The 17,288-nt window shown below is 74.4% G+C and carries 15 protein-coding genes, 3 tRNA genes and 1 pseudogene; 14 read left to right on the forward strand and 5 right to left on the reverse strand.

Going from position 1 to position 17,288, the window contains the following annotated elements:
* Positions 1-293: pseudogene (locus FLM69_RS08915) on the forward strand (pyridine nucleotide-disulfide oxidoreductase); the annotation flags it as partial.
* Between the two features lie 41 nt (positions 294-334).
* The gene (locus FLM69_RS08920; RefSeq protein WP_049145128.1) at positions 335-1,630 is read left to right on the forward strand and encodes an MFS transporter; all 1,296 of its coding nucleotides are present in this window, start codon (positions 335-337) and stop codon (positions 1,628-1,630) included.
* Between the two features lie 187 nt (positions 1,631-1,817).
* On the opposite strand, the gene FLM69_RS08925 is transcribed toward FLM69_RS08920, so the two are convergent.
* A complete protein-coding gene (locus FLM69_RS08925; protein WP_036317679.1) occupies positions 1,818-2,321 on the reverse strand; it encodes a hypothetical protein in 504 nt (167 codons plus the stop codon).
* A gap of 40 nt (positions 2,322-2,361) precedes the next feature.
* Entirely contained in the window at positions 2,362-2,850 is a 489-nt protein-coding gene (locus FLM69_RS08930) for a YajQ family cyclic di-GMP-binding protein (RefSeq protein ID WP_002856881.1), read from the reverse strand.
* Positions 2,851-3,059: 209 nt separating this feature from the next.
* Between FLM69_RS08930 and FLM69_RS08935 the strand changes: the two genes are divergently transcribed.
* Together FLM69_RS08935 and FLM69_RS08940 are read left to right on the forward strand one after the other, a co-directional pair.
* Positions 3,060-3,141: transfer RNA gene (locus FLM69_RS08935), tRNA-Tyr, on the forward strand.
* 220 nt (positions 3,142-3,361) lie between these two features.
* On the forward strand, positions 3,362-5,122 hold the full coding sequence (locus FLM69_RS08940) for an AMP-binding protein (protein WP_141843948.1): 1,761 nt from the start codon (positions 3,362-3,364) through the stop codon (positions 5,120-5,122).
* A 15-nt stretch (positions 5,123-5,137) separates the two neighbouring features.
* On the opposite strand, the gene FLM69_RS08945 is transcribed toward FLM69_RS08940, so the two are convergent.
* Entirely contained in the window at positions 5,138-5,602 is a 465-nt protein-coding gene (locus FLM69_RS08945) for a hypothetical protein (RefSeq protein WP_041103583.1), read from the reverse strand.
* Positions 5,603-5,807: 205 nt separating this feature from the next.
* Positions 5,808-6,836: a DNA-3-methyladenine glycosylase gene (locus FLM69_RS08955; RefSeq protein WP_044659543.1), complete on the reverse strand. Its 1,029-nt coding sequence runs from the start codon at positions 6,834-6,836 to the stop codon at positions 5,808-5,810.
* A gap of 162 nt (positions 6,837-6,998) precedes the next feature.
* On the opposite strand from FLM69_RS08955, the gene FLM69_RS08960 reads away from it, so the two are divergent.
* The 3 genes from FLM69_RS08960 to FLM69_RS08970 all read left to right on the forward strand — a co-directional run bounded on the left by FLM69_RS08960 (position 6,999) and on the right by FLM69_RS08970 (position 11,160).
* Positions 6,999-8,564 (forward strand): pyridoxal-phosphate dependent enzyme, encoded by a 1,566-nt coding sequence (locus FLM69_RS08960; protein WP_036317690.1) that lies wholly within the window; start codon positions 6,999-7,001, stop codon positions 8,562-8,564.
* 61 nt (positions 8,565-8,625) lie between these two features.
* Entirely contained in the window at positions 8,626-9,885 is a 1,260-nt protein-coding gene (locus tag FLM69_RS08965) for a cystathionine gamma-synthase (protein ID WP_082067610.1), read from the forward strand.
* 66 nt (positions 9,886-9,951) lie between these two features.
* Positions 9,952-11,160 carry an amidohydrolase gene (locus FLM69_RS08970; RefSeq protein ID WP_141843950.1) on the forward strand — a complete coding sequence of 403 codons (1,209 nt, stop codon included), beginning with the start codon at positions 9,952-9,954 and terminating at the stop codon, positions 11,158-11,160.
* Between the two features lie 40 nt (positions 11,161-11,200).
* On the opposite strand, the gene FLM69_RS08975 is transcribed toward FLM69_RS08970, so the two are convergent.
* Positions 11,201-11,830: a hypothetical protein gene (locus tag FLM69_RS08975; RefSeq protein ID WP_044659545.1), complete on the reverse strand. Its 630-nt coding sequence runs from the start codon at positions 11,828-11,830 to the stop codon at positions 11,201-11,203.
* 309 nt (positions 11,831-12,139) lie between these two features.
* Here FLM69_RS08975 and FLM69_RS08980 point away from each other — a divergent pair, with 309 nt between their 5' ends.
* The 7 genes from FLM69_RS08980 to FLM69_RS09010 all read left to right on the forward strand — a co-directional run bounded on the left by FLM69_RS08980 (position 12,140) and on the right by FLM69_RS09010 (position 17,113).
* Positions 12,140-14,260 (forward strand): DEAD/DEAH box helicase, encoded by a 2,121-nt coding sequence (locus tag FLM69_RS08980; protein ID WP_141843952.1) that lies wholly within the window; start codon positions 12,140-12,142, stop codon positions 14,258-14,260.
* An 87-nt stretch (positions 14,261-14,347) separates the two neighbouring features.
* Positions 14,348-14,419 (forward strand) — tRNA-Thr (locus FLM69_RS08985).
* Between the two features lie 60 nt (positions 14,420-14,479).
* Positions 14,480-14,553: transfer RNA gene (locus FLM69_RS08990), tRNA-Met, on the forward strand.
* A gap of 89 nt (positions 14,554-14,642) precedes the next feature.
* Positions 14,643-14,936, forward strand: a complete 294-nt coding sequence (locus FLM69_RS08995) for a hypothetical protein (RefSeq protein WP_069941246.1) — start codon at positions 14,643-14,645, stop codon at positions 14,934-14,936.
* A gap of 40 nt (positions 14,937-14,976) precedes the next feature.
* A complete protein-coding gene (locus tag FLM69_RS09000; RefSeq protein WP_069941245.1) occupies positions 14,977-15,426 on the forward strand; it encodes a MaoC family dehydratase N-terminal domain-containing protein in 450 nt (149 codons plus the stop codon).
* On the forward strand, positions 15,426-15,917 hold the full coding sequence (locus tag FLM69_RS09005) for a MaoC/PaaZ C-terminal domain-containing protein (RefSeq protein ID WP_044659547.1): 492 nt from the start codon (positions 15,426-15,428) through the stop codon (positions 15,915-15,917). Before FLM69_RS09000 ends, FLM69_RS09005 begins: the two co-directional genes overlap by 1 nt.
* A complete protein-coding gene (locus tag FLM69_RS09010) occupies positions 15,914-17,113 on the forward strand; it encodes a UDP-N-acetylmuramate dehydrogenase (RefSeq protein ID WP_141843954.1) in 1,200 nt (399 codons plus the stop codon). The genes FLM69_RS09005 and FLM69_RS09010 overlap by 4 nt, the downstream gene beginning before the upstream one ends.
* Positions 17,114-17,288 lie beyond the last annotated feature (175 nt).

Below are 17,288 nucleotides of genomic sequence, written 5' to 3' on the forward strand. Positions count from 1 at the left end.
TGATCGGGCACACCAAGGGTGACTCCCTGGAGACGATCAAGCATCTGATCGAGGACGAGCCGGGGCTGTGGACGGCCCAGGAGCCCTCCGAGGAGTCGGTGATCGAGCTGCTCGAGTCCCGTGAGGTGCCGTACACGACGTGGGCCGGTTGGCATGCTCTGGATGACCATGAGAAGTCCCTGGGTGCGCGGGCCACGGAGGCCGGTCCGGTGGCGCGGGAGCGGGTGAAGGTCGTGGACCGGGAGGAGATGACCCGCATCTCCCGCGACGGGGCCTCCGTCCCGACCGTCTGATCCGGGGCGGGCCCTGGCCGCCCCGGCGCTAGGCTTCCGGGGTGGCCCGCCTCCTCGTCGACATCACCCCGCTGCGGGTCTCACCCGCCTACCGGCGGCTGTGGCTCGGCAACACGCTCGCGTACGTGGGCACGCAGCTCACGCTCGTGGCGGTGTCCCTCGAGGTGTTCGCCCTGACCGGCTCCTCGTTCGCGGTGGGCCTGCTCGGCCTCGCCGCGCTCGTGCCCCTCGTGGTCGCGGGCCTGTACGGCGGCGCGATCGCGGACCGGCACGACCGCCGCCGCGTCGCACTGACCTCGTCGGCCGTCATGTGGCTGACCACGGTCGGCATCGCCGCGCAGGCCTGGGCCGGGCTCGAGTCGGTGCCGGTGCTGTACGCCCTCGTGGCCCTGCACTCCGGCGCGTCCGGCATCAACCAGCCCACCCGCGGCGCGATCATCCCCGCGCTCGTGGGCCTGCCGCTCGTGCCGGCGGCGAACGCGCTGAACATGATGACGTTCTCCGTGGCCCTGATGGTCGGCCCCGTGCTGGGCGGCGTGCTCGTGGCGGCGGTCGGCTACGCGTGGACCTACTCGATCGACGTCGTCACCTTCCTCGCCGCCCTGTACGCCGTGTGGCGGCTGCCGTCCCTGCCGCCGCAGCGGGGCGAGGCCGCGCCCGCCTCGGGGGCGCGCTGGGGCCTGGCCTCGGTGGTCGAGGGCCTGCGCTTCCTCGGCTCGCGACCGAACCTGCGGATGACCTTCCTGGCGGACATCGTGGCCATGACGACGGCGTTCCCGCGCGCCCTGCTGCCCGCCATCGGCGCCGTGGTGCTCGGCGGCGGTGAGGCCGCCGTCGGGGTGCTGCTGGCCGCGATGGCGGCGGGCGCGTTCCTCGCGGGGCTGTTCTCCGCGCCGTTCACACGCCTGCATGCGCAGGGCTGGGGCGTGTACGTCTCGATCCTCGTGTGGGGCGCGGCGGTGGCCGCGTTCGGCGGCGTGGTGTGGTGGGCGCAGTCCCTGCCCGACGGCGATCCCCGCCTCACGCTCGCGTTCGCCCTCGCCGCGCTGTGCATGGCGGTGGGCGGGGCCGCGGATTCGCTCTCCGGCGTCTTCCGCGGCTCGATCCTGCAGTCCGCGACCCCGGACCACCTGCGCGGCCGGCTGCAGGGCGTGTTCGTCGTCGTGGCGGCGGGCGGGCCGCGCCTGGGCGAGCTGCTCACCGGCGGCGCCTCCGTGGGCCTGGGGGAGGGGCCGACCCTGCTGGCCGGCGGTGTGCTGTGCATGCTCGGCGTGACCGCGCTGATGCGGTGGGAGCCCGGCTTCCTGCGCTACGACGCGCGGAACCCCACACCCTGAGCGGGCGCGGGGTTCCGTGGCGGGAGGCTGCGAGCCCGCGACCGCCGAGGAGCGCCGAGCCAGACGTTTCTGCCCGTGAGCCAGATGATTCTGCTGCAGATCGGGCCGCGAAACCGCCGAAACGTCTGGCTCGCGGCAGCCTGAGCCGCCGTCCACGGGAGCCACCACGACGACGGCGGCCGGCGGGTCAGCGGTCGCGGTCGGCCTGGAGCGTGGCCGGCACCGCGCCGCCCAGGCGCGTCCAGTGGCGGACGAGGTCCTCGTCCGGGGCCGCCTGGAGCGTCTCGCGGGCCGCCTCCTCCGCCTTCTTGATGCGGCGCTCCAGATCCTGGTCCGCGCCCTCGTAGGCGGCCGCGTGCCGGTGGGAGCGCAGCGATCCGACGTCCTCCGTGCGACGCTCCACCACCGCGAGCTGCTCGGCGATCGCGTCCTGGTTGGCGCGCTGGGCCTTCAGGTTCGCGGGGGCGAGCACCTGGGCCACGAACCCGTGGTCGAGGAGGAGGCCGCGCGGGGCGGCGATGCCGTGACGCAGCGCGAGGTCCACATGGTCCTCGAAGGTCAGGAGCATGGCGGCCTTGGTGAACTTCAGGTCGTCGACCGGGCGGCCGTCCACGCGGGCCCGGGCCCGCGCCCGGCCGATCGTGGTGTCGGCGGACCACACGGCCCCGCGAGGGTCGATCAGGTACAGCATGGGGACTCCTGGTGGGCTCGGAGGGGAGACGGCGTGCGGATCAGCGGAAGTTCACGAACTGCAGGTCCGCGTCCTCGAAGTCCTTGAGCATCGCGATGACCGACTGCAGGTCGTCGCGGGACTTGGAGGACACGCGCAGCTCGTCCCCCTGGATCTGGGCCTTGACGGACTTGGGGCCCTCGTCGCGGATCAGCTTGGTGATCTTCTTCGCGGTGGGCTGGTCGATGCCCTCCTTCATGGTCGCCTCGATGCGGTACTCCTTGCCGGAGGCGAACGGGGCGCCGGCGTCGAGGGACTTGAGGGAGATGCCGCGCTTGACGAGCTTGGACTCGAACACGTCCTTGACGGCCTTGACGCGCTCCTCGGAGGAGGCCTTCATGAGGATCTTCTCGCCGGAGAAGTCGATCTCGGCGCCGACGCCCTTGAAGTCGTAGCGCTGGGCGATCTCCTTCTGCGCCTGGTTCAGGGCGTTGGACACCTCCTGGCTGTCCACCTTGCTGACGACGTCGAACGTGGAATCGCTGGCCACGGGTGCTCTCCTTCAGGGTCTGCGGACGGGGCGCGCCCGTCGTCGACGGCCACTGCGGGGCCGCGCGGAGCGCTCTGCGGGCCAGCCTACCGGGGACGACGGACGCGGTCCCGGGCCGATTGGCGGCGTGGCGCGGAGATGCTGTACAGTGGACTCTCGCCCGACCGGTGCGGTCGTCCTCGAGACGTCCGGCAGCCGCCGGGTGGCACGGCAGATTTCCCGAGCGGCCAAAGGGGGCTGACTGTAAATCAGCTGGCACTGCCTTCACTGGTTCGAATCCAGTATCTGCCACCGGAACGAAGACCCCGGGACCGTACGGTCCCGGGGTCTTCTGCCGTCCGGGGCCGTGGCACACCCCGCGTCCCCGCCCCGGGAGGTGGCGGCCTCCCGCCAGGCGACGTAGCCTGCCTGTGGTCCGTGTCACACCCGATGCCCTCCGCGGTCCGGCGGCGGCACGGCCGTGCATCGTGACGCCGTGCGGCGTCGCCCGACCGTCCGCGAGGAGCGCCCGATGACCGAGTCCACCGCCCCCGAGTCCTTCACCCAGGGACCGACCGACGTCGAGCTGCTCGAGCAGACCCTGGCCCAGAACCTCGACGACACCGCCCGCCGGTTCGCCGACCGCGCTGCCCTCCTGAAGTGTGGACCGGACGGGGACCCTGCCACCGGACGCACCTGGACCTACGGGCAGCTGCGGGAGGAGTCCGTGACGGTGGCCAAGGCGCTCATGGCTGCGGGCTACGAGGCGGGGGACCGGATCGGGATGTGGAGCCCCAACGTCGCCGAGTGGGTCTCGCTGCTCTACGGCGCGGCACGCGCCGGCGTCATCCTCGTGAACCTCAACCCGGCGTACCGCGCCCACGAGCTGACGTACGTGGTCGAGCAGTGCGACATGCGCGGGCTGGTGGTGGCCTGCGCGGACGCACGCATGGACCCGCCCGCCACCGCGCGGGCCGTGGCCCGTGAGTCGGCGCCGCACCTGCGGCAGCTGATCATGCTGCCGGCCGGGAGCGGCGAGGACGCCTACGCCCACGTGCAGGACGGTGACGTGGCCGGCCGGCACGCCGCCGATCCCGTGGCCGAGGGCACGTGGGCCGCCTTCCTGGCCGGGGCCGCGCGGGTCTCGGACGAGGACCTGGCCGCGCGCGAGGCCGCCACCCGGCCGGCGGACCCCGTGAACCTGCAGTACACCTCGGGCACCACCGGCTTCCCCAAGGGCGTCACGCTGACGCATCGCAACGTGCTGAACAACGGCTTCCACATCGGCGAGCTGCTGGGCTACACGGAGGAGGACACCGTGGTGATCCCGGTGCCGTTCTTCCACTGCTTCGGCATGGTGATCGGCGTGATCGCCACCGTCTCCCATGGCTCGCTCGCCGTCATCCCGGCGCGCAGCTTCGAGCCGGTCTCGGCGCTGCGGGCCGTGGCCGCCACCGGCGCGACGAGCCTGTACGGCGTGCCGGCGATGTTCATCGCCATGCTCGCCCGGCCCGAGGCGGACGAGCTGGACCTGACGACGCTGCGCACCGGCGTGATGGCCGGCTCCACGTGCCCCGTCGAGGTGATGAAGAAGGTCATCGACCGGTTCCACATGTCCGAGGTCGCCATCTGCTACGGCATGACGGAGACCGCGCCCGTGTCCACCATGACCCGCCGCGACGACTCCCTGGAGGTGCGCACCCAGACCGTCGGCCGCACCATGCCCCACGTGGAGACGAAGATCGTGGACCCCGCCACCGGTGAGGTCGTCCCGCGCGGGGCCACGGGCGAGCTGTGCACCCGCGGCTACTCCGTGATGCTCGGCTACTGGGACGCCCCCGAGAAGACCGCCGAGGTGCTGGACGCCGACGGCTGGATGCACTCCGGCGACCTCGCCTCCATGGACGAGGACGGCTCCGTGCGCATCGAGGGCCGCATCAAGGACCTCGTGATCCGCGGCGGCGAGAACATCTCCCCGCGCGAGGTGGAGGAGTTCCTCTACACCCACCCGGACATCCAGGACGTCCAGGTGGTGGGCGTGCCGGACGAGAAGTACGGCGAGCAGCTCATGGCCTGCGTGATCATGAAGGACGGCGTCGAGCCGCTCACCGTGGACGCCGTCCGCGAGTTCGCCACGGGCCGGATCGCGCACTTCAAGATCCCGGCCTACGTCCGCGTGCTCGACGCCTTCCCCATGACCGTCTCCGGCAAGGTCCGCAAGGTCGAGCTGCGCGAAGAGGGCGCGAAGGTCGTCCAGGCCCAGGCCCAGGCCCACGCCCAGGGTGCGGGCTGACGACGACCGTCACCCTCAGGCGGCGGGCAGCGGGAACACGTCCCAGATGGTGCAGACCGCCTCGGGGGCGGCGCCCAGGATCGTGGCACGGTACGTGGTCGACCACGCCCGCGGGTCGGCGTCGCGCAGGCGCCACGTGCCGTCCGCGAGCACCGCGTCCACGAACGCGGAGGTGTCGGCGGGGCTGCCGTCCTCGTGGACCAGGGGGCCGCGACGCAGGGCTTCACCCAGGTCGCCCGCTCGGCCGACGGCGTAGAGCGCGGTCTCGTCCGTGTCCAGCACGAGGCCGCAGTCCTCCTCGAAGGCGGTGATCCAGGCCATCGCGTGCCGCATGGCCTCGTCCGGGTCGGGGTGGCGGGTCACGATGAGCACGGAGCCGCGCTCGCCCGGACGCAGGGAGCCGGGCGTGCCGGGGCCGTGCGGGTCGGGTTCGCGCGGGGCGGCGGCGGTGTGCGGGCGGGGCTCGAAGGCGGTGGTCATGGCGGTCTCCTCCCGGGTGGGGACTCATCAGGGTCCCGGCGGCGCCGCACCGGTCGGAGCGGCATCGCCCACGCTAGGAACCCGGGGCGGGCGGCCGGCCGGACCCGGCCGGGGCTGGGGAGGACACGCCGGGAGCAGCGGCCTGTGCAGGAGCGGAGGGGTCGCGCGGACGCGCCGGCACGGCCTCGGCCGGCCCGGCGTCGCGTCAGTGGGCGCGGTGGTCGGCCGGGGCGAGCTTGGGCCCGAACGCCTGCTTGCGCTCTCCGGAGAGCCCGATCATCCGCACCACCCGCTGCCGGTGCCCGGCCCATGGCGCGAGCAGGCGGAGCATCCCGGCGTCGTCGGTCCGGCGTCCCGTGAGGACCTGCCCCACGTACTGCGCCAGGTGGTAGTCGCCCACGGAGACGAGGTCCGCCGCCCCGTGGCTGCGCTGCAGCGCCTCGGCCGTGGTCCACGGCCCGATCCCGGGCACCGACTCCAGGCGCCGGGCCAGCGCGGCCACCCCGGCCGTGTCCCCGGGGGCGACCGCGTCGCCGAGCCGGTCGATGCTCGCGGCCCGCCGGGCGACCTCCAGCATGGTCCGCGACTGGGAGGGCTGCACCCAGGCCCGCGCATGCCAGTCCCACGAGGGGATCCGCAGGACGGCGGCCGGGGTCGGCGGCGGCAGCATCCCCGGCGGCACCGGGCCGGGGGCGGGCCCGTCGTCGTCGATCCGGGCGGCCAGCCGCACGAGGGTGCGCCAGCCGTGCCGCGCCTGGTCGTGGGTGACCTTCTGCTCGAGCACGGCGGTGAGCAGCTGCCGGGACAGCGCGCCCGCCGCTGGCAGCCGCAGCCCGGCCCGCATCCGCCGCGCCTCGCGCACGTGCGGCGGCAGCGCGGGCGCGCCGGAGTCCGGCCGCAGCAGGGCGTCGAAGGCGTCCCAGCCGTCGTCGTGCAGGCCGAGCAGGCGTTCCACGCCGGCGACGGCGGCGCTCGCGCCCGCGCCCCACGCGCGGGCCGTCACCGCGGTGCCGCCCCCTGCGGCCTCCCGGACGCCGGAGACCAGCAACGACGTCGGCCGGCCCGGGCCGCCCGACGCCACGTCCGGGGCGGGGGAGCGCAGAGTGAGCCAGACGCCCTGCGGTGTGGCGCGGACCGTGGGGTCGGCCGCACCGCGCTGCAGGGGGCGCAGGGTGAGCGCGACGTCCACGGGGACGGGCACGCGCACGCGGCGCTCGGCGTCCGGGGCGGTCATGCCCGCACCGTACACCCGGGCCCGGACAGGACGACGTCGGCCGTGACGGCGCGCACGCCGGGCGTTGCCCCGCGTGTCCGGAGCCCTCCTTCGGCGTCCGGCCCCTGGCGTAGCGTGGGGTGCGTGAGTGAAAAGACCCCCGCGCCCACCCCTGCGCAGCCCATGCAGTACGCCGAGAACGTCCTCGAGCTGATCGGGCACACCCCGCTCGTGAAGCTGCACTCCGTGACGGAGGGCATCGAGGCCACCGTCCTGGTGAAGGTCGAGTACCTGAACCCCGGCGGCTCCGTGAAGGACCGCATCGCGCTGAAGATGATCGAGGAGGCCGAGCGCGAGGGCCTGCTCGGCCCGGGCGGCACCGTCGTGGAGCCCACCTCGGGCAACACGGGCGTGGGGCTGGCCCTGGTCTCGCAGCTCAAGGGCTACCGCACCGTGTTCGTCACCCCGGACAAGGTGGGTCAGGAGAAGCGGGACGTGCTCAGCGCGTACGGCGCCGAGCTCGTCGTCACGCCCACCGCCGTGGACCCGACGTCCGAGGAGTCCTACTACGGGGTCGCCGACCGCCTCGTGCGGGAGATCCCCGGGGCCTATCAGCCCAACCAGTTCTTCAACCCCGCCGCCCCGGCCTCCCACTACGAGACCACCGGCCCCGAGATCTGGGAGGACACGGCCGGCCGCGTCACCCACGTCGTGATGGGCGCCGGCACGGGCGGCACCATCACGGGCACCGGCCGCTACCTCAAGGAGGTCTCGGCGGACCGCCCGTCCGGTCCGGTCCGCGTGATCGGCGCGGACCCCAGCGGCTCGGTGTACTCCGGCGGCGCCGGCCGGCCCTACTTCGTCGAGGGTGTCGGCGAGGACATGTGGGTGGACAACTACGACCCCGCGGTCCCGGACGAGGTCATCGCCGTCGAGGACGCCGAGGCCCTGGCCATGACCCGCCGCCTCGCCGCCGAGGAGGGCCTGCTCGTGGGCGGCTCCTCCGGTCTGGCCGTCGTCGCCGGCCTGCGCGCCGCCCGCGAGCTCGGCCCGGAGGACGTCATGGTGATCGTGCTGCCCGACTCGGGCCGCGGCTACCTCGCCAAGATCTTCAACGACCCGTGGATGGACGAGCGCGGCTTCGACTACGACGTCCGCGAGACCGTGCTGCCGGCGTGGGCGCGCGGGCGCACCCGCTCGGCGGTCCCGCAGATGGACGACGACGGCGCCACGGGGGCCGCCGGCGGGGCCGGCACGCCCGTCGAGGTGCTCGAGCACGCCGACGCCGAGCCGGCGACCCGCGCGGGCGCCCCCGCCGAGGCCGACCGCTGGTCCGCGACGGCGGGGGAGCTGCTGACCGAGAAGGCCGACCTGTTCCCGGGCTCCGTGCCCACCCTCGTCACCGCGGCCCCGACCACCTCGGTGGCGGACGCCGTGGCGACCATGAACCGGTACGGCGTCGACGCCCTGCCCGTGATCCTCGAGCCCCGGCACGACCTGCGGATCGGCGAGGTCCGCGGCACCGTCTCCTCCGCCGCGCTCGCGGACGCCCTCGCTGAGGGGCGGGCCACCGCGCAGACCCCCGTGGCCGACGTCATGGGCCCCGTGCTGCCCTGCCTGGGGGCGCGCACCCCGCTGCGCGCCGTGGCCCGGCGCCTCGCCCAGGACCCCGTGCTGCTGGTGCTCGAGGCCGGCCGCGTCCAGGGCGTCGTCACCCTGCACGACGTCCTCGCCCACGTCACCGCCTGAGGCCGGCCGCACCGGCCGCGCCCGCCCCACCCGACCCGATCTCTCCGAGGAGGCTCCCGAGATGACCGAGCAGAACGTCCACGAGGACCCGCACGCCACCACCCCCGACACCGGCGCCGAAGACGCCGCCGCCCACCCCCAGGGGGGAGGCTTCGGCACGCGCGCCGTGCACGCGGGCCAGCACCTGGACGAGGTGTTCGGCGCCGTCGTCCCGCCGATCCACCTCTCGAGCACCTACGCGCCCACGGCCGTCGGCGAGCTGCGGCGCGGCTACGACTACGGCCGCGGCACCAACCCCACCCGGGACGCGCTGCAGGAGCAGCTGGCCGCGCTCGAGGCCGGCGTCGACGAGTCCGGCGCCCCCCGGGCCACCGGCCTCACGTTCGCCTCCGGCCTGGCCGCGGAGACCGCGCTGATCATGGGCGCGGGCCGGCCGGGCATGACGATCGTGCTCGGCAACGACGTGTACGGCGGCTCCTACCGCCTCATCTCCCGCGTGCTCGCCCCGTGGGGCGTGGAGCACGTCGTCGTGGACATGGGGGACGCCGAGCAGGTCGCCGCCGCCGTCGAGCGCGCCGCCGCCACGGGACCGGTCATGGTGTGGCTGGAGACCCCGTCGAACCCGATGATGAAGATCTCCGACGTCGCCGCGGTCGCCGAGGCGGCCCACGCGCACGGCGCCCTGCTCGTGGTGGACAACACCTTCGCGACGCCGTACCTGCAGTCCCCGATCGCCCTCGGCGCGGACGTGGTGGTGCACTCCACCACGAAGTACATCGGCGGCCACTCGGACGTGATCGGCGGGGCGCTCGTGATCCCGGACGCCGCACTCGCCGAACAGGTGAAGTTCCAGCAGTTCGCGGCGGGGGCCGTGAACGGGCCCATGGACGCGTACCTGACCACGCGCGGCCTCAAGACGCTCGGGGTGCGCATGGACCGCCACCAGGCCAACGCCCAGGCCGTCGCCGAGTGGCTCACCGGCCGCGCCGAGGTCTCCCAGGTGCTCTACCCGGGGCTGCCGGACCACCCCGGCCATGACCTCGCGCAGCGCCAGATGCGCGGTTTCGGCGGCATGGTCTCGCTGCGCCTGTCCGGCGGCGCCGCGGCGGCCCGCCGCGTGGCCGAGTCGACCCGCCTGTTCCAGCTCGCCGAGTCCCTGGGCGGCATCGAGTCGCTGATGAACTACCCGGCGGAGATGACCCACGCCTCCGTGGCCGGCACCGAGCTGGCCGTGCCGGACGACCTGCTGCGCCTGTCGGTGGGCATCGAGGACGCCGAGGACCTCGTGGCGGACCTGGAGCGGGCTCTGGGCAGCCTCTGACCCGCCGACGTCCGCCAGAGGTCTAGCGCACGGGTGGGGAGCACCCGGCGGCGTAGTGTGACGGGCATGACCCTCACCGCCTTCGTCAACGCCCATGTCGTCCCCGTCGCCGCCGAGCCGTTCGACGGCACCCTGCTCGTCGAGGACGGCCGCATCACCGCGCTCGGCCCCGACGTCGAGGCGCCCGACGGCGCCGAGGTGGTGGACTGCGAGGGGCGCTGGCTGCTGCCCGGCTTCGTGGACGCCCACGTCCACCTCGGCATGCACGCCGAGGGCGAGGTCGGTGCGACCGCGGACGTCAACGAGATGACGGACCCGGTGATGGCCGGGGTGCGGGCGATCGACGCCGTCGACCCGAACGAGCCGGGCTGGAAGGACGCCCTGGCCGGCGGGGTGACCACCGTGAACGTGAACCCCGGCTCGGGCAACCCGATCGGCGGCCAGGCGGTGGCGCTGCACACCCACGGACGCACCGTGGACGAGATGGTGCTGCGCAGTCCCTCGGGCGTGAAGTCCGCCCTCGGCGAGAACCCCAAGAACGTCTACAAGGAGAAGGGCCGCACCCCGTCCACGCGGCTGGGCACCGCCCTCGTGATCCGCGAGGCGTTCCTGCGGGCGCAGGGCTACATGGCCCGCCGCGCGGAGGCCGAGCGCGAGGACAAGCCCTTCACCCGCGACCCCCACCTCGACGCCCTCGCCCTCGTCCTGGAGCGCACGATCCCCTGGCGCCAGCACTGCCACCGCACCGACGACGTCGCCACCGCCCTGCGCCTGGCCGACGAGTTCGGCTACGACCTCGTCCTGGACCACGGCACCGAGGCGCACCCGCTGGCCGACCAGCTCGCGGCCCGCGGCGTGCCGGTGCTGATCGGCCCGCTGTTCACCACCAAGTCCAAGCCGGAGCTGCGGGGCCGCTCGATGCGCAACCCGGGCCGTCTGGCGCGGGCCGGCGTCGAGATCAGCATCATCACCGACCACCCGGTGGTGCCCATCGACTTCCTCGTCTACCAGGCGGCGCTGTCGGTGAAGGAGGGCCTGGACCGGGAGACCGCCCTGCGCGCCATCACCCTGCATCCCGCGCGCGTGCTCGGGCTGGACGACCGCATCGGCTCCCTCGAGGTGGGCAAGGATGCCGACCTGGTGCTCTGGTCCGGCGACCCGCTCGATGTCATGCAGCGGGCCCTGCGCGTGTGGATCGGCGGCCGTCAGGTCATGGAGTACGACCTCGCCACGGCCCGGCCCGTCGTCGCCTCCGCCCGTCCCGTGGAGGACTGAGCGGCGCCGCCGCCCGGCGGCGGGGGCGGGACGCGCGGGCTCAGCGCCGCACGCGCGAGCGCACGGGCGGCAGCCAGACGAGCGCGGCGCCCAGGAGCATCACGACGGCGAGGATGATCAGCAGGCCGTTGGCCCGCAGGAACGCGGGGGCGGCCAGCAGGACGGCGATGAACGTCAGGGTCCCGATCGCCGAACGACGGCGGCGCAGCAGACCGATCCAGCCCCACAGGGACGCCGCGGCCAGCAGGGCGACGGCGGTGCCCATCGTGAACTGCCCCGTCGCGCCGCCCAGCACGCCCACCGACTCCATGCCGGTGAGCGGATCGATGACGGGCTCGCCGCTGTCCTGTGCGCGGGCCCCGTTCCAGAGGAACGCGCCCGCGATGCCGACCAGCACCACGGTGACCGCGAGCCAGTAGAGGCGCGCGACCTTCAGGAGCGGGTGGACGAGGCCGGCATCGGACTCGGCCGCGTCCCGCGCGACCAGGTCGCGCTCGCGGTCCGCGCGGCGCCGTTCCAGGCGCTCCTCGTCCTCGGCGGTGAGGCGGGCGCGCTCGGCGCGCAGCCGTGCGTCGTCGGCCCGCTGATTCTCCCGGAAGGACTGGGCGGCACGGCCGGCGGCCCGGCCGAGCCCGCGGGCGAGGGGGCGGTCTTCGCTGTTCTGGGGCACCTGCCGAGCCTATCGCCCCGGCCGGTGCGCGGCCGGGGTGTCCGAGGGCACAGCCCGGCCCGGGATCCGGTGGCGTAGACTGGGCGGACCGGATCCGGTCTCTCCCCCTGTGATGAATGAGCGTGGACGCGTGTGCCACGCCGGACTGCAGATGTCTGTGCAGATGTGTGTGCGGGTCACGAACGTCGTGGCCCTCGGGGGCTGCCGGGTGGACGGAATCATCTGACCCAGCTGGCCCCTGCGCCCCACGACGTCGACCCGCGACCGACGTCCTCCGGCGTGCGCCCGCGCATCCCCACAGGAGGACCCATGTCCGACATCCTCGATCCCCAGACCACCGCCGAGGTCGCCCCCGAGCTCGCCGAGGCGGAGCAGGAGGCCACCGGGACCGTCCCGCAGGTCGACGCCGCCGAGCCCGCTGTTCCCGAGACTCCGGCCGAGCCCGCCGGCCCCACCTTCCTGGACCTCGGCCTGGACGCCCGCGTGCTGGCCGCCGTCGAGGACCTGGGCTACACCCACCCCTCGCCGATCCAGGAGGCGACCATCCCGCTGCTGCTGGACGGCCGCGACGTCGTGGGCCTGGCCCAGACCGGCACCGGCAAGACCGGCGCGTTCGCGCTGCCGGCGCTGTCCCGACTCGCCGAGACCACGGACGTGAACGGGCGCGCGGACACCCCGCAGGTGCTCGTCCTCGCCCCGACCCGCGAGCTCGCCCTCCAGGTGGCCGACGCCTTCGACAGCTACGCCAAGCACCTCGACGACGTCTCCGTGCTCGCCGTGTACGGCGGCTCCCCCTACGGACCGCAGCTGGCCGGACTGCGCCGGGGCGCGCAGGTCGTCGTCGGCACGCCGGGCCGCGTGATCGACCACCTCGAGCGCGGCTCGCTGGACCTGTCCGACCTGCAGACCCTCGTGCTGGACGAGGCGGACGAGATGCTGCGCATGGGCTTCGCGGAGGAGGTGGACCGCATCCTCGCCTCCACCCCGGACACGAAGCAGACCGCGCTGTTCTCCGCCACCATGCCCCCGGCCATCCGCCGCATCTCCGCCCAGTACCTGAACGCGCCGGAGGAGGTGGCCGTCGCCCGTCAGTCGACGACGTCGGCCACCATCCGCCAGCGCTACCTGCAGGTGGGCCACCAGTGGAAGTTCGAGGCCCTGAGCCGGATCCTCGAGACCGAGGAGCACGACGGCGTCATCGCCTTCGTGCGCACCCGTGCCGGTACCGAGGAGCTCGCCCAGAAGCTCACGCGCGCCGGGTTCAAGGCCGTGGCCATCTCCGGCGACGTCGCCCAGAAGCAGCGCGAGAAGACCGTGGAGGACCTGAAGGCCGGCCGCGTGGACATCCTCGTAGCCACCGACGTCGCCGCCCGCGGCCTCGACGTCGAGCGCATCTCGCTCGTGGTCAACTACGACATCCCGCAGGACGCGGAGTCCTACGTGCACCGCATCGGCCGCACCGGCCGCGCCGGCCGGCAGGGCGACGCCGTGCTCTTCATGACCCCGCGCGAGCGCTTCCTGCTCAAGCAGATCGAGCGGACCACCCGCCAGCAGGTCGAGGAGATGGCCGTGCCCTCCGTCGCCGACGTCAACGCGGCCCGCAAGCGCCGCTTCGCCGACGGCATCACCCGCACCCTCGAGCGCGCCTCGGAGGAGGAGCTGGCGGTGTTCGGTGAGATCGTCGCCGCGTACGTCGACGAGCACGAGGTCGAGCCGGCGCGTGTGGCCGCCGCGCTGGGCATGATGGCCCAGGGCGGCCGCCCGCTGCTGGCCCGCGAACAGGAGATCCCGTCCGGCGGCGGCCGGGGCCGCAAGGACCGCGACGGCGGTCGCGAGGGTGGGCGCGACGGCGGCCGTGAGCGCGGCGCGAGCGACGGCCGCGGCTCGCGTGGCCCGGCCCGGGAGCCCGCGGCCGGCAACGCGACGTACTGGATCGCCGTCGGCCACCAGGACCGTGTGCGGCCGGGCAACATCGTGGGCGCGCTGGCGAACGAGGTGGGCCTGCCCGCCTCGGCCATCGGCGCGATCGACCTGCGTGGCAACCACTCGCTCGTCGAGCTGCCGGCAGACCTGACCTCGGCCCAGCTCGAGGCCGCGGCCAACGCCGAGATCAACGGCCGTCGCCTCGGCCTGCGCAAGGACACCGGCCGCCCGACCCGCGCCGAGCGCGACGGCGAGGACCGCGGTGAGCGCCGCGGCGGCTTCCGCAAGGACCGCGGCGAGCGCGGAGGCTTCCGCGGGGACCGCGACGGCGGCCAGCGCGGCGGGTACCGCAAGGACCGGGACGACCGCGGCTCCCGCGAGGATCGTGGCGGCTTCCGCAAGGACCGGGACGACCGCGGCTTCCGCGGCGACCGCGGGGGACGCCCCGGCGGCCGCAAGCCCCGCTGGGGCGCCCAGGAGCGCTCGGATCGGGGCGCCCGCCGCTGATCCGGCCGGGGTGCCGACCCCGCCGGAGGCCGTGACCGGGGCCGATTTTGCATCGGCCCCGGGGCCCTGGTAGAGTCTCACCTCGTTGCCCCGATAGCTCAGTGGTAGAGCGCCATCTTGGTAAGATGGAGGTCCCGGGATCGATTCCCGGTCGGGGCTCTGACATGAGAGCCCGCCCTCGCGGCGTGAAAACCGTGAGTGCGGGCGTTCTCGTGTCGTGGCGGCGTAGCTCAGCTGGTTAGAGCGCACGACTCATAATCGTGAGGTCGGGGGATCGAGTCCCCCCGCCGCTACGGAATCGGACGGACCCGGTCACCTCCTCGGAGGGGCCGGGTCCTTTCGCGTTCCGGGGCCCGTCCGTCGCCCCGGTAGCCTGGCGGGCATGTCCACGCGTCGCCCCGCCCGCCAGCCCGCCCGCGGCACCACCGCGCCCCGCGGCTTCGTCTCCCCGTGGGAGCACGGCTCCCGGCTGTACCGGACCCTCGTGCTGACCGGCTCCGCGCTGTTCCTCGTCGGCATCGTGCTGGCCGTCGTCGGCGGCACCAGCGGGCGCCTCGCCGTCTCCGGGGCGGCCCTGGGCGTGCTCGGCGCGGGCGTCGCCGTGCACCTGTCCGCCCAGCTCGTGCGCTTCCGCCAGGCCGCCCGCCGGCAGGGGGAGCGGCGCCCCGGCCGTTAGGCTGGACGGCAGCCGAGAACCGTCCCGCAGGAGGCCCGAGTTGAGCGTGAACCCCGACGTCGCCGGGCGGAGCTATCCGCCCGCGCCCCCCTTCCAGGTCGGCCGGGAGGCGGTCCGCGCCTTCGCCGAGGCCGTGCAGGCCCAGCATCCCGCGCACCACGACGTCGCGGCCGCCCGGGCCCTGGGGTACGCCGACCTGGTCGCCCCCCCGACCTTCGCCGTCGTCATCGCCCAGCGCGCCGAGGCCGCCGTCGTCGCCGATCCCGAGCTGGGCATCGACTTCTCGCGCGTGGTCCACGCGGACGAGCGCTTCGTCCACCACCGCCCGCTGGTGGCCGGGGACGAGGTCGTGGCGACCGTGCGGGTCGAGGCCGTGAAGGCCCTCGGCGGCAACCGCATGGTCACCACCGTCACCGAGATCGCGGATCTGGACGGCGCGGCCGTCTCCACCGTCATGTCCACCCTGCTGGTCCGGGGAGAGGAGTCCTGATGAGCACCGCCCCCCGCCTGTCCGACCTCGCCCGGGGCGAGGTGGTCGGCACGCGCACCGTCACGTTCACCCGCGCCGACCTCGTCGCCTACGCGGGTGCCTCCGGCGACCGCAACCCGATCCACTGGTCCCCGACGTTCGCCGAGCACGTCGGCCTGCCCGGCGTCATCGCCCACGGGATGCTCACCATGGGCGCGGCCGTGCAGCTCGTCTCGGACTGGGCGGGCGACCCGGGCGCCGTCGTCGACTACCAGACCCGCTTCACCGGCATGGTGCCCGTCGCGGACACCACGGTCCGCACGGACGACGACGGCGCGCCCGTCCCCGGCGCCACGCTCGAGGTCGTCGGCACGGTCGGCGCCGTGGACGAGGCCGCCGGGACCGTGCGGATCGACCTGAACGTCACCAACCCGGACGCGGCGAAGCCGCGCGTGCTGACCAAGGCGCAGGCCGTGGTCCGTCTGGCCGACCCCGCGGGGGAGAGCGCGTGAGCGAGCGGCTGGCGGACCACACCACCACCCGCGTCGGCGGGCCTGCGCGCGCGTGGGTCACCGCGCGCACCGAGGCTGAGGCGATCGAGGCCGTGCGCGCCGCCGACGCGGCGGGCGAGCCCCTGTTCGTCCTCGGCGGCGGTTCCAACACCCTCATGGCGGACTCCGGCTTCCCCGGCACCGTCGTGCGGCTGGCCTTCGAGGGCATCGGGGTGCTGGACGGGCCGGTGCCCGGCGAGGGTGAGGCGCCGCCCGTCGGCGACGGGGCCCGGCTCGCGGGCCACGAGGGGGAGGCCGTCGTCGTGCGGGTCGCGGCGGGCCATCCGTGGGACGACGTCGTCGCATGGACCGTGGCGCACGGGCTCGGCGGGATCGAGGCGCTCTCGGGCATCCCGGGCTCGGCCGGCGCGACGCCCGTGCAGAACGTCGGCGCGTACGGTGCGGACGTCTCGCAGGTGCTCGTCGCCCTGCGCGCGTGGGACCGGGAGGCGGGGGACGTCGTCGAGCTGACGCCCGCGGATTTGCGCCTCGGCTACCGCGACTCCGTGATCAAGCGCTCCATGCTGGAGACCGGCGCGCCGAGTCCCCGGTGGATCGTGCTCTCGATCGACCTGCGGCTGCGTCGCGCCTCCTCCGACGCCGAGCCGACGGCGCCGGTCCGCTACGGGCAGCTGGCGGCCGCGCTCGACGTCGAGGAGGGCGCCCATGCCCCGCTCGCGGTGGTCCGCCGCGAGGTGCTGGCCCTGCGGGCCGCCAAGGGGATGGTGTCCGACCCGGCGGACCCGGACACGTGGTCCACGGGCAGCTACTTCACGAACCCGATCGTGCCCGCGTCCGTGCGGGCCTCCCTGCCCGAGGGCGCCCCGGCGTTCGCCGCCGGGGAGGCCGAGGACGGGACGCCGCTCGTGAAGCTCTCGGCGGCCTGGCTGATCGATCGCGCGGGCTTCGCGAAGGGCTTCGGGCTGCCCGAGGTCGGGCCCCGCGAGGGCGGTCCGGACGGCCGCGGAGTCGACGGCACCGGCCTGGCCGGGGGCCGCGCGTCGGTGTCCACGAAGCACACCCTCGCCATGACCAACCGCGGCGACGCGAGCACCGAGGACGTCCTGACGATCGCGCGCACCGTGCGCGACGGCGTGCGCGAACGCTTCGGCGTCGACCTGCACCCCGAGCCGATGATCATCGGCACCAGCCTCTGACCCCTCACTTTCGTTCGGGAAACGGCGCCCCTTGGCGGGGCGGGCGCCGTTTCCCGAACGAAAACGGGCCGACAACCCCCCCTTCCCCCAACAAAAACCGGCTCCTTTACACCACCCCCAGCCCACGAGAAGGGACCACACCTCGGATTTCGCTGTCCGCTTTACAAAAAAACAA

It is taken from the genome of Micrococcus sp. R8502A1 (genome assembly GCF_006704135.1).
GTDB classification, from domain to species: domain Bacteria; phylum Actinomycetota; class Actinomycetes; order Actinomycetales; family Micrococcaceae; genus Micrococcus; species Micrococcus luteus.

Coding starts and splice junctions, on each gene's coding strand:
- FLM69_RS08925 (WP_036317679.1), bottom strand. CDS start 2,321: ATGCTGTACCTGATCGACCCTCGCGGGGCCGTGTGGTCCGCCGACACC.
- FLM69_RS08940 (WP_141843948.1), top strand. CDS start 3,362: ATGACCGAGTCCACCGCCCCCGAGTCCTTCACCCAGGGACCGACCGAC.
- FLM69_RS08945 (WP_041103583.1), bottom strand. CDS start 5,602: ATGACCACCGCCTTCGAGCCCCGCCCGCACACCGCCGCCGCCCCGCGC.
- FLM69_RS08955 (WP_044659543.1), bottom strand. CDS start 6,836: ATGACCGCCCCGGACGCCGAGCGCCGCGTGCGCGTGCCCGTCCCCGTG.
- FLM69_RS08960 (WP_036317690.1), top strand. CDS start 6,999: ATGCAGTACGCCGAGAACGTCCTCGAGCTGATCGGGCACACCCCGCTC.
- FLM69_RS08965 (WP_082067610.1), top strand. CDS start 8,626: ATGACCGAGCAGAACGTCCACGAGGACCCGCACGCCACCACCCCCGAC.
- FLM69_RS08970 (WP_141843950.1), top strand. CDS start 9,952: ATGACCCTCACCGCCTTCGTCAACGCCCATGTCGTCCCCGTCGCCGCC.
- FLM69_RS08980 (WP_141843952.1), top strand. CDS start 12,140: ATGTCCGACATCCTCGATCCCCAGACCACCGCCGAGGTCGCCCCCGAG.
- FLM69_RS08995 (WP_069941246.1), top strand. CDS start 14,643: ATGTCCACGCGTCGCCCCGCCCGCCAGCCCGCCCGCGGCACCACCGCG.
- FLM69_RS09005 (WP_044659547.1), top strand. CDS start 15,426: ATGAGCACCGCCCCCCGCCTGTCCGACCTCGCCCGGGGCGAGGTGGTC.